Source organism: Pseudomonas sp. LBUM1646, assembly GCF_059716165.1.
On the sequence record NZ_CP166810.1, the window covers coordinates 2,428,377 to 2,454,781 of the forward strand.

The following is a 26,405-nucleotide window of genomic DNA, read 5'->3' on the forward strand; positions in this document are numbered from 1 at the left end:
AGGCCGATTATGCGGAGCCAACCCATTTCAAGCAATACCCCGAACCATGTCGCGACACGTTTTAATAATTCCGAAAACGTGTCGCGCACAACCTCAGTCATTCCTTTCGATTTCGATGGTGGCGCAATCCGCGTCATAACTGACCAACTTGGCGATCCGTGGTTTGTCGCCCGAGACGTCGCCGACGCCCTTGGTTACGCCAAGCCAGAAAACGCAATATCCCGCCACTGCAAGGCTGCGATCACTACCCCGAAACAGGGTGGTGGTTTCATGACCATCATTCCAGAGCGCGACGTGTATCGACTGGTTATGCGCTCAAAGCTCGCGGGCGCCGAACGCTTCGAAGAATGGGTTGTTGGTGAGGTTCTTCCCAGCGTGCGCAAGACAGGCAAATTCGAAGTGTCTGGCCCGAGTAGCTCGAAGGTCGTTGGCGAACTGGCAATCATGGAATGCTTCACGCGCCTCCTCAAGCCGGCGCCGTCCAGCCAGATGCAGATGCTGGCAAAGATCGCTGCCAACAACGGGTTGGACGCCAAGTTCCTGCCTGGGTACGCCGTTGACGCCGCACCAGACGCCACTGGCGGCAGCTCCATGCCGACAAAAGCCGTTACCGCACTGATCAAAGACTTCGACCTGCGTACATCTGCATCAGCCTTCAACAAGCTGCTGGCAGCCAATGGCTTCCTCAAGCAGCTCCAGCGCAAGAACTCCAAGCAGGAAATGGTCGACTTCTGGTGCGTTACCGAGAAGGGCATGACCTACGGCAAAAACCTGACCAACCCCCAATCTCCCCGCGAGACGCAGCCTCACTGGTATGTCGATCGTTTCCTCGAACTGGCCGACCTGATCGGCAAAGGAAGCAAGTAATGGCCGGAGACTGGATCAAATTTGAACTGGTGACTATGGACAAGCCCGAGGTTTGCCAGATCGCCGACCTCGCCGATATCGATCAGGACGCTGTGGTTGGAAAGCTTATGCGCGTGTGGGCCTGGTTCGATCAACAAACCGAAAAAGGTAACGCTCCGAGCGTTAGCAAAAAGTTACTCGACCGTTCCGTTGGCGTTACCGGTTTCTGTGAGCACATGAAATCAGTGGGCTGGATGGTTGAAGCCGACGGCGTTATTTCCCTCCCTCATTTCGAGCGACATAATGGGAAGACCGGTAAAAACAGGGCTCTGACGGCAAAACGCGTGTCGAACCACAAAACAAAAGGTAACGCTGTCAGCGTTAGTTCTGCGTTACCTAAAGAAGAGAAGAGAAGAGAAGAACAACACCACTCTCTCAGCGGCGGCCAGTTCCAGCCTGAGCCTGCTATCGAACCCGCGGAACCTGTTGACCCAAAGGCTCCGGTCGAGATGACTCTAGACTGGGTGCCTGACGCGAATCTGCTGAAGACCTACTGCGTTCACTTTGGCGTACCAGCGGACCTGTTTACCCAAGAGGCCATCGCCCCGTTCACCGCTCACCATGAAACGTCCGGCGTCCTGCAAATCCAGTCCAAATGGGTTTCGTTGCTGGTCAAGTGGGTCAAGGACGACAAGAGCCGGGCGAGCAATGTCCGCCAGTTCCCGAAACGCGAAACTCAATCCCGTCACACCGGCTTCGCGGAGCGCGATTACACCGCCGGCCTGACTCAGCGCGAGGACGGCAGCTATGCGATCTGAAAAAGTAATCGCCATGCCGAGTTGCGCGCCTGCTCCGCAAAAGATCACTGGCATCTGCGAAGGCCACGGCCAGTTCCCGCAAACCGTGAACGTCATTTTCGGCAAGGTTTTCAAGACGGGTTGCCCGGAGTGCACTCGGATCGAGAAGGAAGAAGCGGCTGAGCAGGCCAAGATTCACGAACGCTACGAGCTCTCTGTCAAACTCGGCTCAGCGCTGATCCCGAAGCGCTTCGCCGGAAAGACTCTCGCCGGGTACGTGGCCACCACGCCCGATCAGCTCAAGGCTCTGGGCACTTGCCGCCGGTACGTCGCCGAGTTCCCGCAGATATCCGAAACGGGCCGCTGCCTGCTGATGCTCGGGAAGCCCGGCACCGGCAAGACGCACTTGGGCTCCGCCATCGCCAACGAGCTGATGCGCAAAACCGCCGCTACGGCCGTGTACCGCACAATCGGCTCAATCCTGCATGACATCAGGTCCACGTATGGCGGCGGCACTGAGCGCACGGAGGGAATGATCCTGTCCGGCCTTATCGCGCCGTCACTGCTCGTCCTAGACGAAATCGGCGTGAGCAAGGAAACCCCGAGCGACTTCGAGCTGACAACGCTGTTCTCAATCATCAACGGCCGGTACGAGCAGATGCGCCCGACGGTGATCATCTCGAACCTCGACGGCAAGGCGCTGCCATCGGCCATGGGCGAGCGCTGCGTGGATCGTCTGCGGGAGGGCGGCGTGATCGTCATTCCGTTTGAGTGGGAATCTCAGCGCGGCAAGGACGGGTTCTGATGACTATCGACAAACAAAAACTTAAGTCGCTGCTTTGGGCCGAAGCCGCCTCGTTCCGAGCTGACTGCGCTGACTGGAAGCGCAACACCGAGGCGCTGCAAGACTTCCTCGGCGAGAAGACCGTCGAGGAAGTGGCCCTGGAGCTGCTGGCCGAGAACGAGGCACTGCGCAAAGCTCTGAGTGATCTCGTAAACGGCGATGTAGGTCAGTCGGTCCAGTGGAAGTTGTCGGCCGGGCAGGGAGCCGAAACCGCAGACGGCAAGGCATGGTTGGCCGCTGCCGCCATGGGCAAGGGAGAGCAGTCATGACTGACTTGAATCAGCTTTCGTCGGCGGCTCGATCTGCCGCAATGCGTGGCGGCACTGCTGGCTGGGGGCAAGTCGGCGGCTTGGCTGAGCACCTCCGGTACATGGAGTTGCGGCCCAAGCGACCTGGCCGCAAGCCGAAATGTAACTGTGGCTGTGGCACTCCGAAAACACACACGGGCTTTGCCAATGGCGTCTGCCTTGCGAGTGGCTGCGAGCTGTATGTCCGCCGCTGGGTGAAGACTGCTGGCATTCGGAAGGTGCAGCCATGACCGACAAGATCAGCGTCAACTGCCAGGCCAAGCTCACCGAGGCAATCACCAGCCTGACCACCATGTACCGCGACAAGAAGTTTGTCGTTGTCTCCCTGCGCCCGGGTAAGGACCGCACCCTCGACCAGAACTCTTTGTGGTTCGGGATGTACAAACGCATCGCCGAGATGACGCAGATCGGCGACGCGGCCGACGCCCGACGCTACTGCAAGCTGCACTTCGGCGTGCAGATCCTGCTGAACGAGGACTCGGGATTCCAGGCCGCGTGGTATCGGGTCATGCGCCATCTGCCCTACGAGGAGAAGCTGGCCATGATGGGCGAGTGCAAGCTGTTCGGCCCGGACGGCTTCCCGGTGACCAGCCTGTTCAATCGCGCCCAGGGCATCCAGTACACCGACCGCATCGCCGTGTTCTTCACCGGCCAAGGCGTGGTTTTCACCGATTTACTGAGCAAGGAAGCCGCATGAAGCGCACTCCACTGCAGCGCAAAACTCCGCTCACATCGGGTGGCAGCCGTAGAAAGCGCTGCCCAACATGTCGCGTGATGTTCACCCCTGCACGCGACTCGCAAGCCGTATGCGGGGAGATCGAGTGCGCCATCGCTCATGGGCAGTCAGAGAAGGGGCGGGCAACCACGCGTAAAGCCCTGGCGGATGTCGAGCGCCGCGAGATCAAGGTCCGCAAGGAGAAGCTGAAGAGCAGGGCCGACCACCTCAAAGACACGCAACAGGCCTTCAACGCCTGGGTGCGAGAGCGCGACGCCGAACTGCCTTGCATCAGTTGCGGCCGGCACCACCAGGGCAAGTACGACGCTGGGCATTACCGCACCGTTGGCAGCAATCCCGCGCTGCGCTTCGAGCCGCTGAACTGCCACCGCCAGTGCTCGCCGTGCAACACCCAGCTTTCCGGGAACATCGTGAACTACCGCATCGCGCTGGTCAGGCGGATCGGCGCCGAGCAGGTCGACTGGCTGGAAGGCCCGCATGAGCCGAAGAAGTACACCATCGAAGAACTGAAGGCGATGACCGCCGACTACCGGGCAAAAACAAGAGAACTGAAGAAAGGAGAAGCGGCATGAGGCTGATCAACGCAAGGCAGGTATGGACTGAGTCGCAGCACGAATCGAACGCGTCGATCAGCGCGGTGGCAATCGACAAGGCGGAATCGGCACCGGTACAGAAGGACATCCGCATGCGCCGCCACGAAGCGGTATTTGCCGCCCTAGGCGACGACAAGGAAGAACGCATCCAGATCGTTCGGCAGAAGATCAGCATCAGCGAGACGCGCCGCACGCCAATTGGCCGATCCACCGCCCGCGCCGCGCATCTGACCACCATCGGCAAGGTCCTGCGCGCCATCGACACACTTCCGTTCCAGGTGCAGCAGTTCGGGCACTACCTCTATCACCCGGCAATGACCATGCGCCACGTTCTGAACGCTGTGCTGCTGATCACCGCCCACGCCAAGTTGCCTGACCTTACTTCGGCTAAGCGTGTGAAGGCGCAGTACCTGGTGACCCTTGCGTTGCAATCGTACAAGGGGGAGGTGGTCGGGGCGGTTGAGTGGGGCCCGGCCCGGGTCGCTACCGAGATGAAGACCTTCTTCGGCGTGACGATCGATCCGAAGAACTGGACGCGCGACTGGCTGGACCTGTGGGAATCCCTGAAAGAAGTCATTAAGGAAGTGGATATTCAGGCTCAACAACCGGTATGGCAGGTCATTCACGCGGAAAAAGAAGAAGAGGCGGCATAAACATATTGACATGACGGGGGGTTGCGCGTACTTTTCCCATAGTGCGCAATTTACGCAACACGCACACTAATACCTGAACCCGGCCAGCGAGCCGGGTTTTTCATTTGCGAAAATTAGCGTGCGGCACACATTAATCAGGGGCGGCTCTTTTTACACGGCTCTGAAGCCATAATCTTTTTTGCCCGATCAATCTGAGCTGGCATTGGCAACTCCGGATCCCCAGCTATGTCTATTCGTGCTTTTTTTCCTAGAGCAACAACTTCTTCTTGGCTCATGTCTAAGTCATGCTCGCTCATGTATTGAGCAACTGCTTGACCGGTCTTGATCCCCACGTCGCCTGGGCTTGCCCCGGCTACAGTCTCGGTTGCCATAACACAGCGTGCAACCTGGAAAACCTCATCCTTCTTGGAATCACATCCTGCTAGGAAAAGACAGGTAATAGCGATCAGTGCTGGATGGTGTTTGTTGTTTTGCATATTTTGCCTCTCGTTTTACGGCTCATCAGATCGTGTATCCGCATTCCATGAGCCGCGTACATCCGTTTAATTCGAGCGTCCGAGGGTAGCACGCGGTCATATGCTCACTACGAGAAAACACCGGCAGCCCGCGCACCCTGGCCGTACATGCTCCAGGGTGGCGCGAGACTGGACTGCGAGATCGATGCAGGAGGGCGTCGACGCAGAGAAGGTCTTCGGCTGACAGCGGGAAAGACTGCGCACCTATTCAAGATCGGGTAGAAGCAAGGAAGCTTCTGTCGATTTATTTGAGTCTCAGTACCGCTGCTGGCCGCACTCCTGCTGCCCGAGGAAGATGCTCAAACAACCCTGTGTTAACCAAGGCTGCAATTACTTCTTGTGCGGCTTGCATTGTGTTTGGGTTTTTCGCGTAACGAGTGCGCAGGAGGTAATCTAGGGAGTCTGGTTTCACCAGGTCCAGATTGCTCTTGATTGCGCCGATCACGATCTCGCTGACGCGGCGTTCTTGAAGGGCGTCTGCCAGTCGTGCGGCATAAAAACCGGCCTGCGCGCCGCCATAGGGAAGGTCGATCCATCCCTGATCAGGAGCTGTGACACGAATCGATGTATCCAGAGCCGCGAGCGCTGCTTCCAGTTGCTCCATCTTGGATGTATGGAGAAAGTCGACCAAGCGATCGCCCTGAGTCTGAGCCACGCCGAGCAATCGGCGCAGATCGGCTTTACGCATTCCGCGCTTCATCATTTCATTCCACAGCGCGATTTTGGCCACTGTGACGGCTGGCAGTGCGATGACTAGTTCATCGTCTTCTGGCGGAGTGGCTTCAGGAATCGCACGGCGCTGTTCGACGTAGATGGACAGAGTGGTCTCGATGGCGTCCAAAGCTTCGCTGATCGCGTGCTCTCGATTATCGCCGTAGCTGTTTAGCTCTGGTAGGTCGCGGCAGAACACAGCCAGGCCTGGGGTGCTGTCTTTTTCGAAGCGGATTGCGTAGTCGTACATGGTCACTCCTTTTAGAGGTAATGAGTTCAATTCAGATGTGGTGAAGGGGGCTTTTAGAGCCCCAGTTGTTTAATGATCGCCTTGCGGGTCGGTTCTGGCATTTCCTTACTGCCGTGATCCGCGAAGGTGGTCTTGTTGCCGTTTGGGGCGGTGACTTTGAAGTGGCTTCCTTTGCCTGCTTCGAAGGTCACCCCGTGGGCCTTCAACCATCGTCTGAACTCGCTGAACTTCATCACCTCGCCTCGTTGTTTGGATAGCTTAATCATACAACACTTCTGTGTTAACACAACAAATATGTGTTATTTCTTTAATCATGCCAACGGAGTCGAGCGCATGGAGTATTTGCAGCGCCTGCTCGACAAGATCGACAGGTTTGAATTGCTGATCGCGGGACTGGTCGGCGCCGTCGTTGCCAGTTGGTGGCACAAGGACGATCTGTCGGACTGGCGTGCCTGGCTGGTGTTTCTCATCACCGGTGTCGCCTGTTCCCTCTACCTGACCAGCATGGTGAGCACGTACCTGAACGTCACCGAGCCGAAGATCGTGGCCGGGATTGGCTTTCTGCTGGGCACATTCGGTGGCTCGCTTCTGGCAGCCATCAATCGAGCCATCAACGCCGCTGACCTCTGGGCTCTCATTCGCCAGCGGTTCGGGGGAGGCAATCCACCATGAACCTTGAACTAATCAACTCGATGGCTTGCGGCCTGATCTCGCTCTGGGCCACCTGGTGCGTACTGAGCGGCAAGGTGCGGGACGGCATCCTGGGCAAGCTGATCTATTCGACGATCGCCATCAGCGGGTTTGTCGTTATGGCGCGCAGCCAGAACATTTTCTTCGGTCCGACCTCGGCCGGCCTGACGCTGCATGTGTCCCTGGCCCTGGCCGGCGCCCGCCACATCTTCATGGTCACGTACTGGCAGCCGGTGAAAGGTTGGCTCTGCCGGACACTGAACTGCGAGCACTGCATGACCTGCGACAAGACGCCAGAGGCTGACAAGGCAGGCGAGGTTTCACGGAGAAAGCATCCATGAGCGCCATTCTCCGGATGATCCCGATCTGGGTGTGGGTTGTCTTGGTCACGCTTACATCTGTCGGCTACCTCTCTTGGCGGCTGGACAGCGTGAAGGTGGATCGAGCACTCATAGCGACCGAGCGTGACTCGGCCAATGCCCGGGCGACATCACTCAAAAACACGCTTGACCTGCAGCGCCAACTCACTGACGACATCAACCGAGTCTCCGACGATGCGAAAGCCAAGACTGAACACGTTACGGCTGCCGTTGCTATTGCTGATGGCCGGGCTCGCAGCCTGCAGCAGCAAATCACCGACCTCCTTGCGGAACGTAAGTCCTGTACTGCCGAGGTTGCCAGCGGAAGCAAGGCAAGAGCCGACCTTACCGTTCTGCTCGCCGACCTGCGTAGAAGCGCTGACGAAAGAGCGGGAAGCCTGGCAGAAGCGCTTGACCGAAGCCGAATAGCTGGCTTTGCGTGTGAGGCAGCATACGCGGCCGCCCAGAAGAGCAAGTAACCCGCGACACGTTTCGTTAATCATCAAATCGTGTCGCAACATTGGAGAAGGGAATGAGCAACGTCACCCGCCTGCGACACGTCCTGTCAATGAGCCCAGACATCAACAAGGCCATCGCCGATCTGGATAGCGCCATCGCAAAGGCGGTCGACGCTGCCAAGGCTGCTGGCCTGCCTCAAGGCCTGGTCGTTTCCCTGTTGCATGGGCACGCCCAGGTGCAGACCAACATCATGGTGAGTCCCTAGTCAGCTAACCAGGGTACGTTCTACAAGCATGCTTTGAAGGCGCTCAGCGATAAGTCGGTCGCATTCTGCGCTGGCTTCTAGGCGACTTGGGTAGCTAGTCAGCAGCCGGCACTTTTCTTCGTTGTCGTAGATATTGAATTCTATAGGGGCGGTTGTGCAGTAGAAGCGCGATCCGCTGCGCGTTGATCCAGTTTCCTTTGGAATCGCTGGGACAACAACGTATCTCGGAATCATTCTCTTCCCCGTTATGCTGGCGCAGTGTTGGGTTTATGGAGTAGCGGTTACATGCCATTGGATCAAACCAGGTGATCGGATATCCGATGGGCAGTTAGTCGCAACCAAAACGCATTTAGATTCATCAATACGACTGCAACTCAATCATGGTTTTAGGAGTGTCAAGTGACCGACAAGGGTTGATAGATCCCTATCAGTACAGGCAAGTTGCCACTATTTCAATCCCTACTTTAGCCTTACCTGAGGCAATTTATGACAATCAAGCAACCCGACTGGGAGGCAATCGAACGCGCCTACCGGGCCGGGCTGCTTTCCATTCGAGAGATCGCATCTACCCAGGGCATCACCCATGGCGCCATTAACAAGCGCGCCAAGCGGGATGGCTGGGAGCGAAACCTGAAGGCGAAGATCCAGGCCAAGGCTGACGCGCTGGTATCCAAGCGAACGGTATCCACTCTGGTATCCACCAAACAGGCGGATACCGAAAGAGAGATCATCGAGGTAAATGCAGAGGTCCTTGTGAACATCCGCATGGCTCACCGCGGCGACATCTCTCGCGGCCGGCGCCTCGCAAACAAACTGCTGGATGAACTGGAAGGGCTGACGGACAACCGCCAGCTATTCGAAGAGCTGGGCGAGCTGCTGCGCTCTGAAGATGACAAAGGGCAGGATAAGCGGAACGACCTGTACCAGAAAATCATCGACCTACCTGGCCGTTCCAAGACCATGAAGGAAATGGCCGAGACGCTGAAGACCCTGATTGCCCTGGAGCGCCAAGCCTACGACCTCGACACCAAAACAGGCGGCAACGACGCCGACGAGCTATCGAAACTGATGGACGAACTATCGAAGGAAGCCTGACATGAAGCCCGAGCACCTGAAGCTGCTCCGGGACAAGCGATGGCGCCTGAACAACCTCTACTTCATCACGGACAAACAGGGCAAGAAGGTCCGCTTCCGGATGACGGACGAGCAGATCGAGTACTTCGATGGGATGCACACCCGGAACATCATCCTGAAGGCTCGGCAGCTTGGCTTCACTACCGAGTGCTGCATCATCCAGTTGGACGCGGCTCTGTTCGAGTCGGCTAAGTGCGCGCTGATCGCTCACACCCTGAACGATGCCAAGCGCTTGTTCCGGGAAAAGGTGAAGTACGCCTACGACAACCTGCCAGCCGAGATTCGCGCCGCCAACCCGGCGAGCAACGACGCCGCCGGCGAGTTGGTGTTCAGCAAGGGCGGCTCGCTCTACGTCTCAACCTCATTCCGGGGCGGCACGCTGCGCTATCTGCATGTGTCTGAGTTCGGGAAGATCTGCGCCAAGTTTCCGCACAAGGCCCGCGAGATCGTCACCGGCGCCTTTGAGGCTGTGGCCACCGACTGCTTTGTCACGATTGAATCGACGGCAGAGGGCAGGGCCGGCTACTTCTTCGATTACTCGCAGAGCGCGGAGCGCCAGCAACTGGCCGGTGTGCCCCTGGGTCTGCTGGACTGGAAGTTTTTCTTTTTCAGTTGGTGGAAGAACAAGGCCTACTCGCTTGACCCGACCGATGCGGTCATCCCGCAGCGCCTGACCGATTACTTCAACGAGTTGCACGCCAAGCACGGGATCGTCACCAATGATGGTCAGCGCGCCTGGTACGCGGCCAAGGAGAAGACGCTCGGCGACGACATGAAGCGGGAATACCCGTCGATACCCGTCGAAGCCTTCCAGCAGTCAGTCGAGGGCGCCTATTACGCGCATCAACTGACCAAGCTTTACGCGCAGCAGCGCATCGGCGCGATACCGGACAACAGCCATCTGCCGGTGATGACCTTCTGGGACATCGGCGTCAGCGACTCCACGGCCATCTGGTTCATGCGCCAGGTTGGCACCGAATACCACGTCATCGATTACTACGAGAACTCAGGCGAGGGTCTGCGGCATTACATGAAGGTGCTGAAGGACAAGGGTTACACCTATTCCGAGCACTGGGGGCCGCACGACATCGATAACCGGGAGTTCGGTAGCGATGCCAAGACCCGGCGTGAATTGGCCCAAGAGGGCTACGAGATCGACGGGCAGAAGTACTGCATGACGTTCCAGGTAGTCCCGAAGATCGGCATCAACGACGGCATCGAGGCGGTGCGGGAGATCCTTCCGCTCTGTGTGTTCGATGAGTCGAAGTGCGAAGAGGGCATCAACTGCATCGAGAACTACCGCAAGGAATGGGACGACAAACGCGGCTGCTGGAAAGACAAGCCGCTTCATGACTGGACCTCTCACGGCTCCGACGGCTTCCGGTACTTCGCTGTAGCGAAGAGCGCCAGGAAGCCGGCCACCTCTATAAAAATGGGATACGCCCGATGAGCAACGACGTCTCCTTCAAACGGGCGGACTACATCGAAGTGCTGGACCGCTGGGCTACAGTTCGCGACGTCTGTGCTGGTCAGCACCGGGTGGTTTCTCGCTTGCCGTACATCAACGCGCACGACAAGTCGCCGGAGAACGCTGATCGCAACAAGGCGTACCGTGAACGAGCAGTGTTCAAGAACGCCACCGGCCATACGCGCAACGGCTTGCTGGGCCTGGCCTTCCACAAAGACCCAACGCTCACAGTGCCGAAAAAGTTGGAGTACTTGCAGGACAACGCCAACGGTTCCGGGGTGAGCATCTACCAGCACTCGCAAGGCACGCTAGAAAAGGTTCTTGAGGCCGGTCGTCACGGCCTTTACGTCGATTACCACCAGGACAAAGGCGTCGGTGGTCATTCGGTGATCCTGTCGTACTGTGCCGAGGACATCATCAACTGGCGCACTGGCATGGTGAATGGCCACAACGTGCTAACTCTGGTCGTGTTGCGAGAAATGATGGAAGTTGAGGACGGCTTCGGGTTTAAAGCTGTCGAGCAGTTCCGCGAGCTTGCACTTGAGGCTGAAGGTTTTGTCTGCCGAGTTTGGCGGCGATCTGGACCGAGAGGAGGTGGGCCACTTGAGGTCACGGATACATTCACGCCGGAAGGCATCACCGGACGTCTCAAGGAAATCCCGTTCACCTTCGTTGGCGCCCAGAACAACGATCCAACAATCGACGAGTCGCCGCTGTACGACATCGCGATCATCAACCTGGGCCATTACCGTAACAGCGCCGACTACGAAGACAGCGTCTTCTGGTGTGGGCAGGCTCAGCCGTGGATTTCCGGCCTAACCGAGCAGTGGGTGAAGCTACTAGAGGAAAAGGGCGTCTACGTCGGCTCCCGGGCGCCAATGCTGCTTCCGGTCGGCGGCGCCTTCGGCTACGCGCAGCCATTACCGAACACGCTGGTGAAAGAGGCTATGGCCGACAAGAACCAGATGATGATCGAGCTTGGCGCTCGCATGGTTGTCGCATCATTGGCAGCCAAAACCGCTACCGAGTCCCGCGGCGATCAGTCTGCATCGACATCGGTTCTCGCCGGCTGCGTTGCCAACGTCAGCGAGGCCTACACCCGGGCGATCATGTGGTGCGGTCTTTACATGGGCATCACCGACAAGGTTGCGTACCAGGTCAATCAGGAGTTCGTCGAGCTGACGGCTGATCCGCAAATGATCACGGCCTTGGTTGGCTTGTGGCAGAACGGCGGATTCGCGAAGGCTGACCTGCGGTCCTATTTGCGCAAGCTGGGCTTGATTGCCCCGGAGCGCACGGACCAGCAGATCGATGGCGAGCTTCAAGAGCAGAGCGACGGCCTGGGACTGGACGACGAGGACAAATTAAATGGCGGCAAACCAAGCAATCCTTGACGCCACGATCCGGCACGCGGTCTTCCTCGAAAAGCTGAAGGCGGGGGAGGTCGGCAAGTTCGCGCCTTTCCTGAAGGAGATTGACCGCTCGATCCGCGACCGGCTCACCCAGTCGGACCTGACCGAGTACAACGTGAAGCGTCTGGAAGCGCTGCTAAAGGAAGTCGACAGCCTGCTGCTGGGCATCTTCGACCGCTACAGCGTGCAACTGAACCTCGACCTGATCGACATTGCCAACTACGAAGCCGAGTTTGAAGCGACGAGCTTGGCCCGGTCTGCACCGGTCGGCGTGTCGTTTGATATTGCGGTGCCGACGGTGACTGCCATCAGGGCGGCGGTGCTGACGAATCCACTCAGTGTGCGCGGCACTGGCGGTGGAAAGCTGCTGAAGTCGTTCATCAAGGGTTGGACCACTGCTGAGCGTGAACGCGTCACCGGCACAATCCGGCAGGGCTTCTTCGAAGGGCAGACGAACTTCCAGGTCATCCGCAACATCCGTGGCACCAAGGCCGCGGGGTACAAGGACGGCGTCCTGGCCACCACCAATCGCAACGCCAGCACGGTGGTGCACACCGCGATTCAACATGTGGCCTCTCAGGCGCGCATGGAGGTGGCCAAGGCAAACACGGATATCGTGGCCGAAATCGAAATGGTGGCCACGCTCGATAGCAAGACCAGCCAGCAATGTCGCTCGATGGATAAGCGGCGTTTCCCGGTTAACTCCGGCCCCCGGCCACCGTTTCACCCGAACTGCCGAACCACGTTCATTCTGCTGACCAAGCTCAGCGAGATGTTCGCCAAGGGCGCTACACGGGCTTCAGTTGGGGCCGATGGCGCAGGCCAGGTCAGCGCAGGCCTCGACTATTACCACTGGCTTCAGCAGCAGCCGGCTTCGTTTCAGGATGTGGCTATCGGGCCTGTGCGGGCAAAGTTGTTCCGGGAAGGTGGGCTGAGTGTCCAGCGCTTCTCGGAGCTGCAGCTTGACCGAAACTTTGCGCCGCTGACACTGGCGGAAATGAAAGGGCTTGAGCCGCTGGCATTTGAGCGCGCCGGTATTTAACCAAACAAATTCAATCAGCCGCCTTCGGGCGGTTTTTTATTGCCTGCAAAGCGGGCAAACATACCCAAGGGGTGCATCAACGTGGCAGAAGAAACCGAAATCGACCTGGAAAACCCGGCAATCAAGGCCGCTATCGCGACTGCCGTTGAAGCCTCTGTTACAGGGCTGAAGTCGAAGAACACCGAACTGATCGGCAAGCTGAAGGAAACCTCCGGCAAGCTGACTCTGTTCGAAACCCAGTTTGAAGGCATCGACATCGACGCCGTCAAAGGGTTGCTAAGTCGAGCCGGCCAGGACGAAGAAACCAAGCTGCTGACAGAGGGCAAGGTTGACGAAGTCTTCAACCGCCGAACCGAACGATTGCGTGGCGACTATGACAAGCAGTTGAAATCCATCAGCGAGCGCGCCGAGAAAGCCGAGTCCTTCGCTGCCAAGTTCCAGGGCAAAGTCCTGAGCGACTCGGTGCGCGGCGCAGCATTGAAGGCCGGCGCACTGCCGGAAGCAACCGACGACATCATCCTGCGCGCCAAAGGAGTGTTCACTCTGAACGAAGATGGCGAAGCAGTCGCCGTTGATGAGTCCGGCCAGACCATCCTCGGTAAAGACGGCAAGACCCCTTTGTCCCCGCTCGAATGGGCGGAATCTCTGCGCGAAAACGCTCCTCACCTGTGGCCAAGGGCTTCGGGAACATTTGCCCCGGGCGGGGGTGGCGGCAAGGCTGCATTCAAGCGCTCCGAAATGACTTCCGAGCAAAAGCGCGACTTCCAGCGCAAGCACGGCCAAACCGCATATCTGCAATTGCCCAAGTAAGGGGATTCACCCATGGCTACAACCGTCAATAGCGACCTGATCATCTACAACGATGAGGCGCAAACCGCATACCTGGAGCGCGTCCAGGACAACCTCGACGTTTTCAATGAATCGTCCAATGGCGCGATGGTGCTCGACAACGAACTCATCGAAGGCGACTTCCGCAAGCGCGCTCTCTACAAACTGAACGGCTCGCTTGAGCACCGCGACGTCAACTCCGAAGGCAAGGTAACAGCCAAGAAGATCAGCGCTGGTGAAGCAGTGGGCGTCAAGGCTCCTTGGAAGTACGGTCCGTACCAAACGACTGAAGAAGCTTTCAAGCGTCGTGGTCGACCAGTAGAGGAGTTCTCGCAGATCGTCGGCACCGACGTTGCTGATGCGACCCTGGAAGGCTTCATTCAGTACGCCACTGCGGGCCTTCGTGCTGCCATTGGCTCCAACACCGACATGGTGGTTTCCGCAAACATCGAAACCGACGGCAAGAAGACGCTGACACGCGGCATGCGCAAGTTCGGTGACAAATTTGGCCGGATCGCGCTCTGGGTCATGCACTCCAGTGCGTACTTCGACATCGTCGACGAAGCGATCACCAACAAAATCTACGAAGAAGCGGGCGTTGTGATCTATGGCGGCCTGCCTGGCACTCTGGGCAAGCCGGTGCTCGTGACCGATACCGCACCTGCGGACGTGATCTTCGGTTTGCTGCCGAATGCCGTGACGATCACCGAGTCCCAAGCCCCAGGCTTTCGTTCCTATGAAGTGAACGACGAAGAAAACCTCGGCATTGGCTACCGTGCGGAAGGTACCGTAAACATCGATGTACTGGGTTACAGCTGGAAGGCGGCAACTGGTGGTTCGAACCCGACTTTGGCTGCCGTTGGCTCCGCTGCCAACTGGGTCAAGCATGCTGGCAGCAACAAGGTCACCGCCGGCGTAATGATCAAGCTGACCGCTACGCCACCGGTTGGCGGCTAATAACAACCTCAGGGCGCGGCCAGCAATGGCCGCAACGGAGATATTCATGGAATTGACTTACAGCAATCAGCTTGATGGTTTCGATCCCGAAAAGCGCTACCGCAATCCGGATCTGTTTCGTTTGATTGAGCGCGACGCAACGAAGGTTGTTGTCATTGGCGAATATCCTGAGATCGTTGCTGCTTACGAGGCTGTGGGCGTCGAAGTATCGCTCGCAGACCCTGGCAGTGAACAAGATGATTTCGAAAGCGACCCGAAGGAAATGGGTGTCGGGGAACTACGCGAGTGGTTGACTGCTCGAGGCATCCAATATGATGTCAAAGCTCCGAAGCTCGACCTTCTCAAACTCATTCCAGCGAGTTGATCCATGACACTCATCATCGAGGACGGCACCGGCAAGCCAGATGCCGAAAGCTACGCGAGCGCCGCGGACATGGTCATGTACGCCGGCAAGTTCGGCGCGACCATCCCTGCGGACGAGCCAGCGCAAGAGGCACTACTTCGCCGGGCCGCCTTGGCGATGGATGGCAAGACCTGGAAGGGGCGCAAGACGGATAGTGATCAGGCTCTGGCCTGGCCGCGCCGGGGTGTCGAGCTGGATCAGCAGATCAAGCCCGACAACTACCTGCCGGCGCGAATCCAGTACGGCCAGATGGCCTTGGCCGCCGAAATTCATCAGGACGATATCGATCCGGTGGAAAAGCGGAAGGGCGCTGTGACGCTGGAACGTGTCGAGGGCGCAGTAACTCGCGAGTACGCGACGATTTCCAACTCCAGCGGCCGACTATTGCCGGCGGCGCCGGATCGACCAAGCGCAACGCAGTTTGCTGACTACTTGCAACGTCGCGGTCTGTTTGCAGTTCGCGCATAGTGGTAGCGTTGGGGTTCACTCAAGGGAGTTCCAAATGGCTGACAGAAAAAGCGTTGCCGAAAAGGAAATTGAAGCGTGGGATTTGTATGCAGCTGCAGCAATCACTGCTATCGCTTCGAGGGAACCAGCTGATGGGGCTGTCCTCGCAGATGAGGCAGCCCATTATGCGGACGCGATGTTGCTTCGCCGAAGAAAAAAGCTGTCTCAACTTTGGGACGAAAGCGAAACATAAAAAAAGCCCAGCCATCGCGCTGGGCTTTTCACATCTGGAGCCACCATGGCCTTTTACGAAGAAATGGCCGTGATGGCTCTGGAGATGATCGCAGAGTTCGGCCAGCCCGTGATTATTCGGGCAACCACCGCTGGAGAGTACGACCCGGAAACTGGTACCGCTCCAACTGACACCGTGATCGAGCAAACCGCCCAAGGCATTCTGCTCGACTTCACCGGCCAAGAATTCCAGAACAACAGCCTCATCAAGCAGGGTGACAAGAAGCTCAAGATCGCCGCTAAGGGGCTTGAGTGGGCGCCCAGCTTGTTGAACAAGGTGTTCGTTCAGAATCGCACCTGGTCAATCGTCCCGCCGCTGAAAGAGATCAACCCGGCCGGCACGCCGATCCTCTACGAATTGCAGGTGCGGTCTTGAGCCGCGCCGGTGCCGGCCAGTCCGGCAGCTTCGCCCTGAGCCTGGCCGAGTTCGCAGCCCAGGCCACGGAAGCCATCGATGCAAGCCTGCGCGAGATCATCATCGAGGTCGGTAACAGCGTTATCCGCATGTCCCCAGTGGGCAACCCTGAAATCTGGGCGCAGAACGCCGTCGCGAGCCAGTACAACAAGGCCGTGGGCGATCACAACAGCGGTTTGCGCGCCGATCCAGCCAACCTGACAAAAGCGGGGCGGTTAAAGCCCGGGCGCAAGCTGAACGACGGCATGGACATCTCCGCGCCGAGTGGCTACGTCGGCGGCCGGTTCCGCGGAAACTGGATGTTCAGCATTGGCGCCCCGGACAGCACGACTACCGAAGAGGTGGATCCCAGTGGAGCCAAATCAACGGCTCGAATCGTTGCCGGTGCCATCGAGTTCAAGGCGGGCGACACCTGCTACATCACCAACAGCCTTGGCTATGCGATCCCGCTGGAGTTCGGGCATTCGACCCAGGCACCGGGCGGCATGGTCCGCATCACCGTGGCCCGCTTCCAGCAGATCGTGCTGGAGGCCATCAGGAACAACCAGGTATGAGCCATAACCTGATCGCTTCGATCTACGAGGCCAAGCTGATCGCCTGGGCGAAAGCCTTGCCGGTACCGCTGAAGGTCGTCGTCGAGAACGAGGCTTACACGCCTGCCGACGGCGCCACTTACCTGAAGGCGTTCACGCTGCCGGCCGACACCGCGAGCAACACACTCGGCGGCGACCACAAGCTGTACACCGGCGTGTTTCAGGTCAGCATCGTGACGCCGTCGGGCAAGTACCGCGGCGCGGCCGGCGCAATAGCAGACCAAGTCGCCGCCTTGTTCCCGCTGTACGAGCGAAACACCAAGGGCGCGCTGACGGTGGTGACCATGACGCCGGTTGACCCTGGCCCCGGCATTCCCGACGACACCACATTCACCGTGCCCGTGTCGTTCCAGTACCGGGCCGACACCAACTAATCCGCCCATTGGGCAAACCCAGAACCCGCCATTGAGCGGGTTTTGTCATTTCTGAAAAGAGGAAACACCAATGGCCGTTTTTCTACCCAATGGCTCGACTGCCGCTATCGCTGGCTCGTATGAGGCGCCGATCATTTTTACTGCGATCACCAATGCAACCGAAGCTGTTGTGTCGTCGGCAGGTCACGACCTTGAGGTGGGCGACTTCGTTGAAGTCACTTCCGGCTGGGCGCGCCTGAACAATCGTATTGCGCGAGTTAAGACGGTGACCACCGACTCGTTCGTGCTGGAGAAGATCAATACGCTCAATGCGGCACGCTTCATCGCTGGTGCCGGTGGCGGTTCAGTGCGGAAGATTCTGACCTGGGTACCTATGAGCCAGGTCACGGAGTCGAGCAAGTCCGGGGGCGAGCAGCAGAACGTCACCTACTCCTTCCTCGAGGAGGACGATGAGCACCAGATCCCAACGTCCAAGTCTGCGTTGTCGTTCACGCTAACCATGGCGGATGACCCGGATCTTCCGCACAACGAAGTGTTGCTGGAAGCCGACGATGACAAAAAGCCGCGCGCTGTTCGTGTGAACCTCGCCTCTGGCGGCGTCATCGCCTACAACGCTTTTGCCTCTTTCGATAACGTGCCATCGCTGACCAAGAACAACATCATGGCAGTCACCGCCGTGTTTGCCGTGGTCGCAAAATTCATCCGCTACGGCGCTTAAGGGGTATCCATGGCCAAGTTCAAGATTGCCCAGAACCCCACCTTCAAAGCCGACGTGGACATTCCGCGCGTCGGCGGTACCACGATCAAGGTGCCGTTCGAGTTCAAGTATCGCGACCGCAAGGAGCTCGCCGCGCTGTTCGCGGGCTGGCAGGAGAGCGCCAAAGAAGATCAGGCGCGCTTCAAGGCGCAAGGTGACGAACTCACCCTGATCGAAATTACCGACTCCCACATTGAGCGCCAGGTGGAGCAGGTCACCCAGTTGGTCACCGGCTGGGGCTTCGACGACAAGTTGAGTCCTGAATCGATACGCGCACTGGTCGAGACTTCGGCCGGTGCCGGTGATGCTGTGGTCGACGCCTACCAAAAAGCATTTTCCTCGGCCCGCTTGGGAAACTGATCGGCGCCGCGCGATCCCTCTATCAGCCGAGCATAAAGGGGCAGGACGCCTTTGGGTTCTCGGCTGAGGATTACGGTGATGAATGCGAGGTCTGGCCAGACAACTGGCCGGCCTTCTGCCTCTTCAATGCCCTGTCCACGCAATGGCGGACAGGGGCGTGCGGCGCCACCGGGCTCGACTACACGTCCATTCGCGACGTAGCCGGATACCTCGGCATCAAGAAAAAACAAATTGCTGAGATTTTCCACGACCTCCAGGTGATGGAGGCCGAAGCCCTGCTCGTCATGAGCGAATCGAAGTAACGGAGCACTCATGTCGGGCACAATCGCGCAGTTGGGCATCGAGGTAAATTCGGGTGATGCCGTCCAGGCTGCCACGGATCTGGAGCGCCTGGCCCAGGCCGGCGTCAAGGCTGAGAAAGCCGCTGACGGCGTGGCTGCCGGATTCGACAAGGCGGCGACGGCGTCGACTGGCCTGGCCACGGCCGAGGGCAAACTGTCCGAATCCACCGAAGATGCAATGAAGCGTCTGACGGCCATGGCCAAGGCTTCGCTGGACTCGAGCGACTATTACCAGCGCCTGACCACCAGCGTGGCCACCAACTCGTCGGCACTGGATAACTCCAGCTCATCGGTCAGTAGCCTGGCCGCGCTTCAGCGACGGTTGCAGGCTGAGTCTGACGCCCTGGTCGGCTCTACAGATCGTCAGGCCGATGCGGCGAAGAAGGCTGCGGCTGCCACCGGCGTTCAGGCCGAAGGGCTGCAAGCACTGCTGGCCAAGATCAATCCGGCCATTGCCGCGCTCGACAAGCTCGATCAGCAGCAGGCGCAGTTGCAGAAGTACAAGGCCGCTGGCCTGATCGACGCCGAGACGTTCCGGGATTACTCGAGTCGCATTGACGCCTCCCGGCAGAAGCTGAGCGACTTCGATGACGGCCTGAAGAAGACGGGCGTTTCTTCAGCACAAACTCAAGCCGCGCTGCGTCAACTCCCGGCGCAGTTCACGGACATCTTCACCAGCCTGGCGGGCGGCCAAAACCCGCTGATGGTGCTGATCCAGCAGGGCGGGCAGATCAAGGATTCGTTCGGCGGCGTCGGCGCTACATTCGATGCCCTTGGCGGAAAGATTAAATCCCTCTTCACCGGTGGTGCCGGGGCAGCGGTGTTGGGCGAGTCGCTGGCTGGCATAGCCGTCAGCGCCAAGGACGTGGCCGAGAGCACCGGTAAAGCTGGTGAGAGCTTGTCCGACATGGCAGAGGGTGCAAACACCGCTGCCGACGCGACAAAAAACGCAAAGGAAGCAGCTACAGCTCTCCGCGCCGCGACTCCTCCTCTTGGGGTTGGGCTGGGTGTGATACTCGGCGGAGCCTTAGCAGCAGCCGCTGCGATTACAGCCCTTGCCATTGCATACAAGCAGGGCAGCGCAGAGTCCACGGCGTATACGACCGCCCTGTCGATGACCGGAAACACGGCCGGCACAACGGCCGCGCAGCTGAGCGTTCTGTCCAAGGCAGTGTCCGAGTCAAACGGCACTGCCCATGAGGCCGCCGCAAGCCTGGCCCTGCTCGCTGCATCGACGAGAATTCCACTCCAGTCGTTCGAAATGATCGCGACTGCTGCGGCGAACTTTGAAGATGCCACCGACAAGGCCACTTCTGAAACCGTTGCCAACTTCGAGAAGATCGCCAAGGAACCCGTGAAGGCAGTTCTTGCCCTCAACGAGTCGATGAACTTCCTGACTGTCAGCACCTACGAGCAAATCACCTCGCTCGAGCGCCAGGGGCGAACCCAGGACGCAGCAACAGTTGCAAGCAAGGCTTACGCAGACGCGCTTAACACCGTTTCGGCCAACGTGAAGACCAACCTCGGCACCATCGAGGCTGCATGGAAGGATGTGAAAGACGGGGCTAAAGGCGCATGGGACGCGATGCTCAATGTCGGCCGGGAGAAATCCTTCGCTGACAAAATGGCCGATCTCGAAACGCGCATAAAGGACTTCAAGACCCAAGGGGAGAGCATTGGCGGAGCCTTCGGCGCTTCACTTGCTGCCAACGGCATCGCGAAGCTTGAGGCCGAAAAGACTCAGTTGCTCATCGAAAAAGGCGAGCAGGACCGCCGGGCGGCCGCAAAAGGGTTCGCCCAGGAGCAGCAACAGAAAGCCGTAACGGCGGCAGAACACATCGGAAAAGTCCGCGAGAGTTTCCAGAACAACGAGCAGAAGCGTGACAAGGAAATCCTCGATTACCGAAAAAGCGTCGAGGAACTGAGGAAGAAAAACGCGACTAGTCCATTGCTTGACGAGAAGCTGATCGCGAAAGACATCCAGAACATCAAGGACAAGTACAAGGACCCGAAGGCAGCATCCACTGCTGGCGCCCTCGACCTGACCGGCTTCAACGCAGCTCAAAACGCGCTCAAGGAAATCCAGGCCGACTACTCGAACACCCAGAAACAACTGGATGCCGCGCAGAAGGCCGGGCTGATCTCGCAACAGGAATACCTCCTGAAGCGCGAAGCCTTGATCGGTAACGAGCGGGACGAAGTCACCGCAGCTTACGAAGCGGAGATCGCGGCTCTAGAAGAGGCCAAAGGCAAGGCGACAACCACGGGCGAGCAGCGAATCCAGCTCGACCAGAAGATCGCCTACGCGCGTGCCGACATGGTGAAGGCGCATAAGGCGGCGGATAGCGAACTGGAAGTGCTGGCCACGAACGAACAAGGCCGGCTGAAGAAGCAGGAGCTGGCTGTCCAGACCTACACCAGTGCTTTGCAGCAGCAAGTCGAGACGCTTCGCCAGCAAGGGCAGCGCGCCGCGGCCGGGCTTGGCCAGGGTGATCGGCAGCGTGGTCTGACCGATCAACAGAACGCTATCGACGACCGCATCAACTCGCAGAAGCTCGACCTGGCCAACCAGTACGGCGACGGCTCCCGGGGCATGAGCCTCGACGAGTACACCAAGAAGCTGGCGGCGCTGAAAACCACCCAGCAGGATCTGCACGACACCGTGCAATCCAACTACGACGAGATGACCGACGCCCAGGGCAGTTGGAGCGCCGGCGCATCGTCGGCGTGGCAGAACTACCTGGAGTCAGCGCGAGATGTTGCCGGGCAGACGAAAAGCCTGTTCACCAACGCCTTCAGCTCGATGGAAGACGCGATCGTCAACTTCGCCATGACGGGGAAGTTGTCGTTTGCTGATTTCGCGAAGTCTGTGCTGGCGGACATGGCCAGGATCGCTACGAGGCAGGCGAGTTCGTCGGCACTCAGTGCGATCTTTGGCCTGGCCGCTTCTGCTGCGGGGTCTTACTTCGGCGGCGGCACCGCGTCGGCGGGTTCCACGCAGGCGGGCTACACCGGCACCGACCTCTCAGGCTTCACGCCTGGCAGCATTCAGGCCGATGGCGGTGCTTGGTCAGGCGGCGTGCAGATGTTCGCCGATGGTGGCGCCTTCTCCAATAGCGTGGTCAGCAAGCCGACAGCCTTCGGGATGGCCGGCGGGCAGGCTGGAGTGATGGGCGAGGCTGGGCCGGAGGCGATCATGCCGCTGACCCGCACTGCCGGCGGTCAACTTGGCGTGCGCGCGCTGGGTGGCGGTTCGGGCGGCGGTACCGTCATCACCGTTCAGGTCAACGTCGCAAGTGACGGCTCGACCAGTTTCACCACTGACGATCCTGCCTACCAACAGTTCGGCAAGGACCTGGCCGACTTCGTTGATCAGCGATACCAGAAGCTGGTGAGCAAGGATCTTGGGCAGGGCGGAAGAATTAAAAGAGCCATTACGGGGTGATCCATGGCAATTGAGCGATTCACCTGGCAAATCGAAAAGGGTGCGACTGGCGAGATCAAGCAGCGCAACCGATCCAAGCAGTTCGGCGACGGTTATGAGCAGTCGGTCTCGGACGGCATCAATAACAAGACACAGTCTTGGCCCATCAGCCATACCGGCACCGCGGAGAGGATCAGGGAAATTATCGCCTTCCTCGATCGCCACAAGGGCGCGAAAGCGTTCCTGTGGACGCCGCCTCTCGGTGAACTCGGTCTCTACAAATGCCCCAACGGCTACCAGCCTTCGCACAAGGGCGGTTCGGTTTACAGCCTGACCGCCACCTTTGAACAAACCTTTCACCCTTGAGGTAATGCCGCATGGCTTTGATTACGGACATCCAGAAGCTGGAGCCCGGCGGGGAAGTGCGGCTGTTTGAAATCGATGGCACGGAGTACGGCGCCGACGTGATGCGCTTCCATGCTCACGCGATTCCACATACCCCGGCTGAGTTGCTTGTTTATGAGGGATCGCCTGACGAACTGCCGGCGAAGTCGATTATTTGGCAGGGGAACGAGTACGCGGCTTGGCCGGTGCAGATTGAAGGCATCGCCGCCGACAGCAGCGGCAGTGCCACGCGGCCTACCTTTATGGCCGGTAATGTAAACGGGCGGATCACCGCGCTGTGCCTGGCGTTCGATGACCTGCTGAAGTTTCAGCTTACGGTGCGCGAGACGCTGGCCCAGTACCTGGACGCAGTCAACTTCCCAGAGGGCAATCCGACTGCCGACCCCACGCAAGAGGCGCTGGAAATCTGGTTCATCGACCAGAAAACCGGCGAAGACGGCGAGGTCGTGCAGTGGGAGCTGTCTTCCCCGGGCGAGATCGACAACCACGGATTGCCTGGGCGCCAGATGACGACCTTCTGCCATTGGGCCATGACTGGCGGCTACCGCGGTCCGAACTGCAGCTATACCGGCGGCGCGATGTTTGATGATGACGACAACCCCACGGATGATCCGAGTAAGGACGAGTGCAAAGGCGGGCTGAAGTCCTGCAAATTGCGCTTCGGTGAGAACAACCAACTTCCACACGGCGGATTCCCCGCGGTGAGTTTGATTGCGAGAAGCTGATAAAATTGCTTTGCACCGCTAGGATATCTGCCGAAAAGCCAATACCTAACTGGCCTGCTGTGCTCCTCAGGTTAGGTTTCATACTTTAGGGATGTGAAGGTGGGCAAGAAGCTAAATTTGATTGGTGAGCGATACGGTCGTCTTGTCGTAACAGCTGCAGGTGAACCGCGCCCCAAAAAGACTGCTTGGGCCTGCCTCTGCGATTGCGGCAAGGAGCTTGAGGTGATTACTGACAGCCTGCGCTCAGGGACAACCAAGTCCTGTGGCTGTCTAAGTCGTGACTCGAAAGTCGAAAGGCAAACCACTCACGGGATGAAAAAACACCCGCTTTATACGACATGGCTTTCCATGCGAACCCGCTGCAACAATCCCAAGTCTATTAGCTACCAATGGTATGGCGCTCTGGGCATAAAGATTTGTGAGCGGTGGAATGATTTCCCTTTATTTGCTGATGATATGGGAGACAGGCCGGACGGCTGCACCATCGACAGGATAGATGTGCTTGGGGATTATTCTCCCAGCAACTGCCGCTGGGCCACCCAGCAAGAGCAAGATCGAAATAAAAGCTCTAACCGGATGATCACGATCGATGGCGAAACCAAATGCCTTGTGGATTGGGCTGAGCTCTCTGGCATCCCTCGCCAAATGATCCTTCGCAGGCTTGACGCTGGGTGGGAACAAAAGGACGCAGTGTCTCTGCCTAAGGGAGCGAGTAAGCCTGGTGAAAAGCGTATAGAGCTCAGCCTCAATGGCGAGACCCGTAGGGTGCCAGAGTGGGCGGAAATCACCGGTATCAGCAGACAGACGATTATCTCCAGAATAAACCTTGGCTGGACAGATCAAGACATTTTGACAAGGCCAGCCAGAAAGCTGAGCAAGTAACCACAACAGGGCGCCAGATGGCGCCCTTTTCTTTGGGCGAAAAAATGCAAAAGCACCTATTAAGCGAGATTCGATCGCATGCCAAAGATGAGGAGCCCAAAGAATCTTGCGGGCTAATTATTTCAATTGGGAGAAAGCGCCGATATATCCGATGCAGAAATATCGCGGATGACCCAACCGAAAATTTTCGTCTGAACCCAGAAGATTATGCGGCGGCAGAAGACGAAGGGAAAATTGAAGCAGTGGTCCACAGCCATCCCGGAGAAGGGGCGACCGCAAGGCCGTCAACTTTAGATGTAGTGTCGTGCAACGCAACTGGGCTGCCTTGGTATATCTACTCTTATCCGGAGGGTGACCTGCGGTTGCTGCATCCGACTCCTGATGTTCCGTTGCTTGGGCGCCCCTTTGTCCATGGGATGCAAGATTGTTTTGCGGTGGTACGCGATTTCTACATGCGATCGATGAGGATTGAGTTGCCCAACTACGAGCGCGCCAATGGCTGGTGGGAAAGCACCGACAACACCAGTCTGTACGAGGCGAACTACGAGGCCGCTGGCTTCTACAAAGTCGATCAGCCACAGCGCGGCGACATGATCGTCATGACGGTCGGCCGCACGGCTCACCCGAACCATGCAGGGATCTACCTCGGTGCTCAACCAGCACTGCCCGGCGAAGAATCAAACACCTTCGGCCCTGGGCCGTTCTTGCTGCACCACCTGTACGGGCGCCCGAGCGAGATCATCGTCTTCGGCGGGCCGTGGCTTGACCGAACACGCCTGATCCTCAGGCACAAAGATGCACAACCCACCATTTGATGCGGCTGAGCCGAGGAAGGGATTTATGAAATCGCTAACTGATACAGGCTTGAACGAAAAACAAAGTGGGCGAGACGGAATTGACGCCTATCAAGAAGCGCCTGATGAGGCCGCCGCCAGACAGGCGCGCTCAATTAAAACCGTCCTTCAGCAGCGGCGAGAAAATTGCCAATCATCTTGTCGTAGTGCTCCTGATTGAGCGTGCCATTTTCCCTGTCGACATCGGTGAATATTTTAAGAGCTGCCTTAAACGCACCAGAGTCAATATTGCCAGATTTCTTTAGGCTCAGAATCAGGGCGAGTAATGCTGACGTGTTCGCAAGGTGCCCGGCTGCTGCTGCAAATTTGTTTTCGCTCATTTGACATCCTAGGTCATATCCGCGCCGAAATTGGCGCAATCCCAGTCCTTGGGCTTGCAGGCAAAGGACTGGGAAATCCGTTGCGTGGAGGCAGGAGGCTACTACGGAGGGTGGCGGGGCGTTACTGGGGATTCGTACAGGAGGTTTTTGATGGTAGATTGCTATCAAAACCACAACGGAAGTGACAATCATGGTCAAGCGCCTATCCATTGCCGCACTTATGTTTTTAAGCTCAAGCCAGGTTTTTGCTCAAGCTGAATCTACGTCGGTCAATATGAGTTTTGAGAAGTGTCAGTCTGTGCAAGCGAATACGATCGCTCAGCTCGATGTTCCTGCCAGTGACATTGTCCATGTGGTCAACACTTCCATACTGACGATCACCAAAATTTACACAGTTGATGGGAGCATCCTCATCAGTTGTAGCAATCCGGACCAAAAAATGGTCATTACAAAGTCAACTGAAGGTCGTTGATATTGTTAGACGATTTTTGAACCTGGCTTATCGCCGAGTCTTTCACATCTGAAATTTGTTGGGGGGGGCGCCCGTTGGCTGTACTGGCGCTTTCCACAGGAGTGACCTGCATGAAATTATTCGTAGGGGCGTTGGCTTTATTGGTATTGGCGGGGTGCTCTACACCTTCCGATCTTTTGAAAGGGGAGCCTGAAGCAGTGGCTACCACCAAAAAAGATCCGAAGTCTTATGCTCTCTGCGTTTACCCGCACTGGCAGGATTATCGAGCCAGTTCTGTAATGAGTGAAACATTGGTCGGCTATCGATTGGTTGCTGGCTCTGAGATGAACGGACAGACAGATGATGTCTTGGACATCCAGCGCACAACAACAGGAAGCACCGCGAAGCTCTACCAGCGCATGGCCTGGCAACAGATGGGGCGCAGCGGCGTGAAGAGTTCCTTCAATAGCTGCCTGTAAGCACAGAATTATTTGCA

Annotated in this window: 37 protein-coding genes; 33 read left to right on the forward strand and 4 right to left on the reverse strand. The window is 58.0% G+C overall.

Features of this window, described 5'->3' with window-relative positions; genetic code table 11:
- Positions 1–9 precede the first annotated feature (9 nt).
- From ACA071_RS11100 to ACA071_RS11130, 7 genes are all read left to right on the forward strand, one after another.
- On the forward strand, positions 10–867 hold the full coding sequence (locus ACA071_RS11100) for a BRO-N domain-containing protein (protein WP_497644331.1): 858 nt from the start codon (positions 10–12) through the stop codon (positions 865–867).
- A complete protein-coding gene (locus ACA071_RS11105; protein ID WP_497644332.1) occupies positions 867–1,664 on the forward strand; it encodes a DnaT-like ssDNA-binding domain-containing protein in 798 nt (265 codons plus the stop codon). Before ACA071_RS11100 ends, ACA071_RS11105 begins: the two co-directional genes overlap by 1 nt.
- Positions 1,654–2,448, forward strand: a complete 795-nt coding sequence (locus ACA071_RS11110; RefSeq protein WP_497644333.1) for an ATP-binding protein — start codon at positions 1,654–1,656, stop codon at positions 2,446–2,448. Before ACA071_RS11105 ends, ACA071_RS11110 begins: the two co-directional genes overlap by 11 nt.
- Positions 2,448–2,756: a hypothetical protein gene (locus ACA071_RS11115; protein WP_497644334.1), complete on the forward strand. Its 309-nt coding sequence runs from the start codon at positions 2,448–2,450 to the stop codon at positions 2,754–2,756. The genes ACA071_RS11110 and ACA071_RS11115 overlap by 1 nt, the downstream gene beginning before the upstream one ends.
- A 265-nt stretch (positions 2,757–3,021) precedes the next feature.
- Positions 3,022–3,492 carry a hypothetical protein gene (locus ACA071_RS11120; protein WP_497644335.1) on the forward strand — a complete coding sequence of 157 codons (471 nt, stop codon included), beginning with the start codon at positions 3,022–3,024 and terminating at the stop codon, positions 3,490–3,492.
- The gene (locus ACA071_RS11125; RefSeq protein WP_497644336.1) at positions 3,489–4,103 is read left to right on the forward strand and encodes a recombination protein NinG; all 615 of its coding nucleotides are present in this window, start codon (positions 3,489–3,491) and stop codon (positions 4,101–4,103) included. Before ACA071_RS11120 ends, ACA071_RS11125 begins: the two co-directional genes overlap by 4 nt.
- Positions 4,100–4,777 carry a hypothetical protein gene (locus tag ACA071_RS11130; protein ID WP_497644337.1) on the forward strand — a complete coding sequence of 226 codons (678 nt, stop codon included), beginning with the start codon at positions 4,100–4,102 and terminating at the stop codon, positions 4,775–4,777. The genes ACA071_RS11125 and ACA071_RS11130 overlap by 4 nt, the downstream gene beginning before the upstream one ends.
- 134 nt (positions 4,778–4,911) lie before the next feature.
- Here ACA071_RS11130 and ACA071_RS11135 read toward each other — a convergent pair whose 3' ends face one another.
- The 3 genes from ACA071_RS11135 to ACA071_RS11145 form a co-directional block, all read right to left on the reverse strand.
- Complete coding sequence (locus ACA071_RS11135; RefSeq protein ID WP_123512696.1) at positions 4,912–5,253, reverse strand: hypothetical protein; 342 nt, start codon at positions 5,251–5,253, stop codon at positions 4,912–4,914.
- Between the two features lie 283 nt (positions 5,254–5,536).
- Complete coding sequence (locus ACA071_RS11140) at positions 5,537–6,253, reverse strand: type II toxin-antitoxin system HicB family antitoxin (RefSeq protein WP_497644338.1); 717 nt, start codon at positions 6,251–6,253, stop codon at positions 5,537–5,539.
- 53 nt (positions 6,254–6,306) lie between these two features.
- Entirely contained in the window at positions 6,307–6,486 is a 180-nt protein-coding gene (locus tag ACA071_RS11145) for a type II toxin-antitoxin system HicA family toxin (protein ID WP_076406731.1), read from the reverse strand.
- A gap of 100 nt (positions 6,487–6,586) precedes the next feature.
- Here ACA071_RS11145 and ACA071_RS11150 point away from each other — a divergent pair, with 100 nt between their 5' ends.
- From ACA071_RS11150 to ACA071_RS11265, 24 genes are all read left to right on the forward strand, one after another.
- A complete protein-coding gene (locus ACA071_RS11150; RefSeq protein ID WP_497644339.1) occupies positions 6,587–6,925 on the forward strand; it encodes an MFS transporter in 339 nt (112 codons plus the stop codon).
- Positions 6,922–7,284 (forward strand): hypothetical protein, encoded by a 363-nt coding sequence (locus ACA071_RS11155; RefSeq protein WP_497644340.1) that lies wholly within the window; start codon positions 6,922–6,924, stop codon positions 7,282–7,284. Before ACA071_RS11150 ends, ACA071_RS11155 begins: the two co-directional genes overlap by 4 nt.
- Positions 7,281–7,781 (forward strand): DUF2514 family protein, encoded by a 501-nt coding sequence (locus tag ACA071_RS11160; protein ID WP_497644341.1) that lies wholly within the window; start codon positions 7,281–7,283, stop codon positions 7,779–7,781. Before ACA071_RS11155 ends, ACA071_RS11160 begins: the two co-directional genes overlap by 4 nt.
- A gap of 53 nt (positions 7,782–7,834) precedes the next feature.
- Positions 7,835–8,026, forward strand: coding sequence for a hypothetical protein (locus ACA071_RS11165; protein ID WP_497644342.1), 192 nt, complete (start codon positions 7,835–7,837; stop codon positions 8,024–8,026).
- Positions 8,027–8,512: 486 nt separating this feature from the next.
- Positions 8,513–9,121, forward strand: coding sequence for a hypothetical protein (locus tag ACA071_RS11170; RefSeq protein WP_497644343.1), 609 nt, complete (start codon positions 8,513–8,515; stop codon positions 9,119–9,121).
- 1 nt (position 9,122) lies between these two features.
- Positions 9,123–10,610: a terminase gene (locus ACA071_RS11175; RefSeq protein ID WP_497644344.1), complete on the forward strand. Its 1,488-nt coding sequence runs from the start codon at positions 9,123–9,125 to the stop codon at positions 10,608–10,610.
- Positions 10,607–12,022 (forward strand): DUF4055 domain-containing protein, encoded by a 1,416-nt coding sequence (locus ACA071_RS11180; RefSeq protein WP_497644345.1) that lies wholly within the window; start codon positions 10,607–10,609, stop codon positions 12,020–12,022. The genes ACA071_RS11175 and ACA071_RS11180 overlap by 4 nt, the downstream gene beginning before the upstream one ends.
- Positions 11,997–13,082 (forward strand): minor capsid protein, encoded by a 1,086-nt coding sequence (locus ACA071_RS11185; protein ID WP_497644346.1) that lies wholly within the window; start codon positions 11,997–11,999, stop codon positions 13,080–13,082. The genes ACA071_RS11180 and ACA071_RS11185 overlap by 26 nt, the downstream gene beginning before the upstream one ends.
- Before the next feature lie 81 nt (positions 13,083–13,163).
- Positions 13,164–13,892: a hypothetical protein gene (locus ACA071_RS11190; protein WP_497644347.1), complete on the forward strand. Its 729-nt coding sequence runs from the start codon at positions 13,164–13,166 to the stop codon at positions 13,890–13,892.
- A 12-nt stretch (positions 13,893–13,904) separates the two neighbouring features.
- Positions 13,905–14,867, forward strand: coding sequence for a major capsid protein (locus tag ACA071_RS11195; RefSeq protein WP_497644348.1), 963 nt, complete (start codon positions 13,905–13,907; stop codon positions 14,865–14,867).
- A 46-nt stretch (positions 14,868–14,913) separates the two neighbouring features.
- Complete coding sequence (locus ACA071_RS11200) at positions 14,914–15,231, forward strand: hypothetical protein (RefSeq protein WP_497644349.1); 318 nt, start codon at positions 14,914–14,916, stop codon at positions 15,229–15,231.
- A 3-nt stretch (positions 15,232–15,234) separates the two neighbouring features.
- Positions 15,235–15,738, forward strand: coding sequence for a DnaT-like ssDNA-binding protein (locus tag ACA071_RS11205; RefSeq protein ID WP_497644350.1), 504 nt, complete (start codon positions 15,235–15,237; stop codon positions 15,736–15,738).
- Between the two features lie 34 nt (positions 15,739–15,772).
- A complete protein-coding gene (locus tag ACA071_RS11210; RefSeq protein WP_497644351.1) occupies positions 15,773–15,970 on the forward strand; it encodes a hypothetical protein in 198 nt (65 codons plus the stop codon).
- 45 nt (positions 15,971–16,015) lie between these two features.
- Positions 16,016–16,384: a hypothetical protein gene (locus tag ACA071_RS11215; RefSeq protein WP_497644352.1), complete on the forward strand. Its 369-nt coding sequence runs from the start codon at positions 16,016–16,018 to the stop codon at positions 16,382–16,384.
- The gene (locus tag ACA071_RS11220; protein WP_497644353.1) at positions 16,381–16,977 is read left to right on the forward strand and encodes a hypothetical protein; all 597 of its coding nucleotides are present in this window, start codon (positions 16,381–16,383) and stop codon (positions 16,975–16,977) included. Before ACA071_RS11215 ends, ACA071_RS11220 begins: the two co-directional genes overlap by 4 nt.
- Entirely contained in the window at positions 16,974–17,390 is a 417-nt protein-coding gene (locus tag ACA071_RS11225; RefSeq protein ID WP_497644354.1) for a phage tail terminator-like protein, read from the forward strand. The genes ACA071_RS11220 and ACA071_RS11225 overlap by 4 nt, the downstream gene beginning before the upstream one ends.
- A 70-nt stretch (positions 17,391–17,460) precedes the next feature.
- The gene (locus tag ACA071_RS11230) at positions 17,461–18,108 is read left to right on the forward strand and encodes a phage tail protein (RefSeq protein WP_497644355.1); all 648 of its coding nucleotides are present in this window, start codon (positions 17,461–17,463) and stop codon (positions 18,106–18,108) included.
- Between the two features lie 9 nt (positions 18,109–18,117).
- The gene (locus ACA071_RS11235) at positions 18,118–18,507 is read left to right on the forward strand and encodes a phage tail assembly chaperone (protein WP_497644356.1); all 390 of its coding nucleotides are present in this window, start codon (positions 18,118–18,120) and stop codon (positions 18,505–18,507) included.
- A 32-nt stretch (positions 18,508–18,539) separates the two neighbouring features.
- Positions 18,540–18,809 carry a DUF1799 domain-containing protein gene (locus ACA071_RS11240; RefSeq protein ID WP_429515901.1) on the forward strand — a complete coding sequence of 90 codons (270 nt, stop codon included), beginning with the start codon at positions 18,540–18,542 and terminating at the stop codon, positions 18,807–18,809.
- A 10-nt stretch (positions 18,810–18,819) separates the two neighbouring features.
- A complete protein-coding gene (locus tag ACA071_RS11245) occupies positions 18,820–22,293 on the forward strand; it encodes a phage tail tape measure protein (RefSeq protein ID WP_497644357.1) in 3,474 nt (1,157 codons plus the stop codon).
- Between the two features lie 3 nt (positions 22,294–22,296).
- Entirely contained in the window at positions 22,297–22,638 is a 342-nt protein-coding gene (locus tag ACA071_RS11250; RefSeq protein ID WP_497644358.1) for a phage tail protein, read from the forward strand.
- Between the two features lie 11 nt (positions 22,639–22,649).
- Entirely contained in the window at positions 22,650–23,402 is a 753-nt protein-coding gene (locus ACA071_RS11255; protein WP_497644359.1) for a phage minor tail protein L, read from the forward strand.
- Between the two features lie 99 nt (positions 23,403–23,501).
- Positions 23,502–24,284 carry a hypothetical protein gene (locus ACA071_RS11260; protein WP_497644360.1) on the forward strand — a complete coding sequence of 261 codons (783 nt, stop codon included), beginning with the start codon at positions 23,502–23,504 and terminating at the stop codon, positions 24,282–24,284.
- A gap of 44 nt (positions 24,285–24,328) precedes the next feature.
- Positions 24,329–25,099: a C40 family peptidase gene (locus ACA071_RS11265; RefSeq protein ID WP_497645290.1), complete on the forward strand. Its 771-nt coding sequence runs from the start codon at positions 24,329–24,331 to the stop codon at positions 25,097–25,099.
- Between the two features lie 134 nt (positions 25,100–25,233).
- Here the strand turns inward: ACA071_RS11265 and ACA071_RS11270 are convergent, their stop codons facing one another.
- Positions 25,234–25,458 (reverse strand): hypothetical protein, encoded by a 225-nt coding sequence (locus ACA071_RS11270; RefSeq protein WP_497644361.1) that lies wholly within the window; start codon positions 25,456–25,458, stop codon positions 25,234–25,236.
- Between the two features lie 190 nt (positions 25,459–25,648).
- Here ACA071_RS11270 and ACA071_RS11275 point away from each other — a divergent pair, with 190 nt between their 5' ends.
- Both ACA071_RS11275 and ACA071_RS11280 read left to right on the forward strand, forming a co-directional pair.
- A complete protein-coding gene (locus ACA071_RS11275) occupies positions 25,649–25,930 on the forward strand; it encodes a hypothetical protein (RefSeq protein WP_497644362.1) in 282 nt (93 codons plus the stop codon).
- A gap of 110 nt (positions 25,931–26,040) precedes the next feature.
- Positions 26,041–26,388 carry a hypothetical protein gene (locus tag ACA071_RS11280; protein WP_497644363.1) on the forward strand — a complete coding sequence of 116 codons (348 nt, stop codon included), beginning with the start codon at positions 26,041–26,043 and terminating at the stop codon, positions 26,386–26,388.
- The last annotated feature ends 17 nt before the right edge of the window (positions 26,389–26,405 follow it).

Coding starts and splice junctions, on each gene's coding strand:
- ACA071_RS11115 (WP_497644334.1), top strand. CDS start 2,448: ATGACTATCGACAAACAAAAACTTAAGTCGCTGCTTTGGGCCGAAGCC.
- ACA071_RS11245 (WP_497644357.1), top strand. CDS start 18,820: ATGTCGGGCACAATCGCGCAGTTGGGCATCGAGGTAAATTCGGGTGAT.
- ACA071_RS11105 (WP_497644332.1), top strand. CDS start 867: ATGGCCGGAGACTGGATCAAATTTGAACTGGTGACTATGGACAAGCCC.
- ACA071_RS11275 (WP_497644362.1), top strand. CDS start 25,649: ATGGTCAAGCGCCTATCCATTGCCGCACTTATGTTTTTAAGCTCAAGC.
- ACA071_RS11225 (WP_497644354.1), top strand. CDS start 16,974: ATGAGCCATAACCTGATCGCTTCGATCTACGAGGCCAAGCTGATCGCC.
- ACA071_RS11125 (WP_497644336.1), top strand. CDS start 3,489: ATGAAGCGCACTCCACTGCAGCGCAAAACTCCGCTCACATCGGGTGGC.
- ACA071_RS11185 (WP_497644346.1), top strand. CDS start 11,997: ATGGCGGCAAACCAAGCAATCCTTGACGCCACGATCCGGCACGCGGTC.
- ACA071_RS11195 (WP_497644348.1), top strand. CDS start 13,905: ATGGCTACAACCGTCAATAGCGACCTGATCATCTACAACGATGAGGCG.
- ACA071_RS11110 (WP_497644333.1), top strand. CDS start 1,654: ATGCGATCTGAAAAAGTAATCGCCATGCCGAGTTGCGCGCCTGCTCCG.
- ACA071_RS11200 (WP_497644349.1), top strand. CDS start 14,914: ATGGAATTGACTTACAGCAATCAGCTTGATGGTTTCGATCCCGAAAAG.
- ACA071_RS11170 (WP_497644343.1), top strand. CDS start 8,513: ATGACAATCAAGCAACCCGACTGGGAGGCAATCGAACGCGCCTACCGG.
- ACA071_RS11145 (WP_076406731.1), bottom strand. CDS start 6,486: ATGAAGTTCAGCGAGTTCAGACGATGGTTGAAGGCCCACGGGGTGACC.
- ACA071_RS11120 (WP_497644335.1), top strand. CDS start 3,022: ATGACCGACAAGATCAGCGTCAACTGCCAGGCCAAGCTCACCGAGGCA.
- ACA071_RS11280 (WP_497644363.1), top strand. CDS start 26,041: ATGAAATTATTCGTAGGGGCGTTGGCTTTATTGGTATTGGCGGGGTGC.
- ACA071_RS11155 (WP_497644340.1), top strand. CDS start 6,922: ATGAACCTTGAACTAATCAACTCGATGGCTTGCGGCCTGATCTCGCTC.
- ACA071_RS11210 (WP_497644351.1), top strand. CDS start 15,773: ATGGCTGACAGAAAAAGCGTTGCCGAAAAGGAAATTGAAGCGTGGGAT.
- ACA071_RS11270 (WP_497644361.1), bottom strand. CDS start 25,458: ATGAGCGAAAACAAATTTGCAGCAGCAGCCGGGCACCTTGCGAACACG.
- ACA071_RS11235 (WP_497644356.1), top strand. CDS start 18,118: ATGGCCAAGTTCAAGATTGCCCAGAACCCCACCTTCAAAGCCGACGTG.
- ACA071_RS11175 (WP_497644344.1), top strand. CDS start 9,123: ATGAAGCCCGAGCACCTGAAGCTGCTCCGGGACAAGCGATGGCGCCTG.
- ACA071_RS11130 (WP_497644337.1), top strand. CDS start 4,100: ATGAGGCTGATCAACGCAAGGCAGGTATGGACTGAGTCGCAGCACGAA.
- ACA071_RS11250 (WP_497644358.1), top strand. CDS start 22,297: ATGGCAATTGAGCGATTCACCTGGCAAATCGAAAAGGGTGCGACTGGC.
- ACA071_RS11140 (WP_497644338.1), bottom strand. CDS start 6,253: ATGTACGACTACGCAATCCGCTTCGAAAAAGACAGCACCCCAGGCCTG.
- ACA071_RS11180 (WP_497644345.1), top strand. CDS start 10,607: ATGAGCAACGACGTCTCCTTCAAACGGGCGGACTACATCGAAGTGCTG.
- ACA071_RS11100 (WP_497644331.1), top strand. CDS start 10: ATGCGGAGCCAACCCATTTCAAGCAATACCCCGAACCATGTCGCGACA.
- ACA071_RS11150 (WP_497644339.1), top strand. CDS start 6,587: ATGGAGTATTTGCAGCGCCTGCTCGACAAGATCGACAGGTTTGAATTG.
- ACA071_RS11215 (WP_497644352.1), top strand. CDS start 16,016: ATGGCCTTTTACGAAGAAATGGCCGTGATGGCTCTGGAGATGATCGCA.
- ACA071_RS11265 (WP_497645290.1), top strand. CDS start 24,329: ATGCAAAAGCACCTATTAAGCGAGATTCGATCGCATGCCAAAGATGAG.
- ACA071_RS11230 (WP_497644355.1), top strand. CDS start 17,461: ATGGCCGTTTTTCTACCCAATGGCTCGACTGCCGCTATCGCTGGCTCG.
- ACA071_RS11255 (WP_497644359.1), top strand. CDS start 22,650: ATGGCTTTGATTACGGACATCCAGAAGCTGGAGCCCGGCGGGGAAGTG.
- ACA071_RS11160 (WP_497644341.1), top strand. CDS start 7,281: ATGAGCGCCATTCTCCGGATGATCCCGATCTGGGTGTGGGTTGTCTTG.
- ACA071_RS11205 (WP_497644350.1), top strand. CDS start 15,235: ATGACACTCATCATCGAGGACGGCACCGGCAAGCCAGATGCCGAAAGC.
- ACA071_RS11135 (WP_123512696.1), bottom strand. CDS start 5,253: ATGCAAAACAACAAACACCATCCAGCACTGATCGCTATTACCTGTCTT.
- ACA071_RS11165 (WP_497644342.1), top strand. CDS start 7,835: ATGAGCAACGTCACCCGCCTGCGACACGTCCTGTCAATGAGCCCAGAC.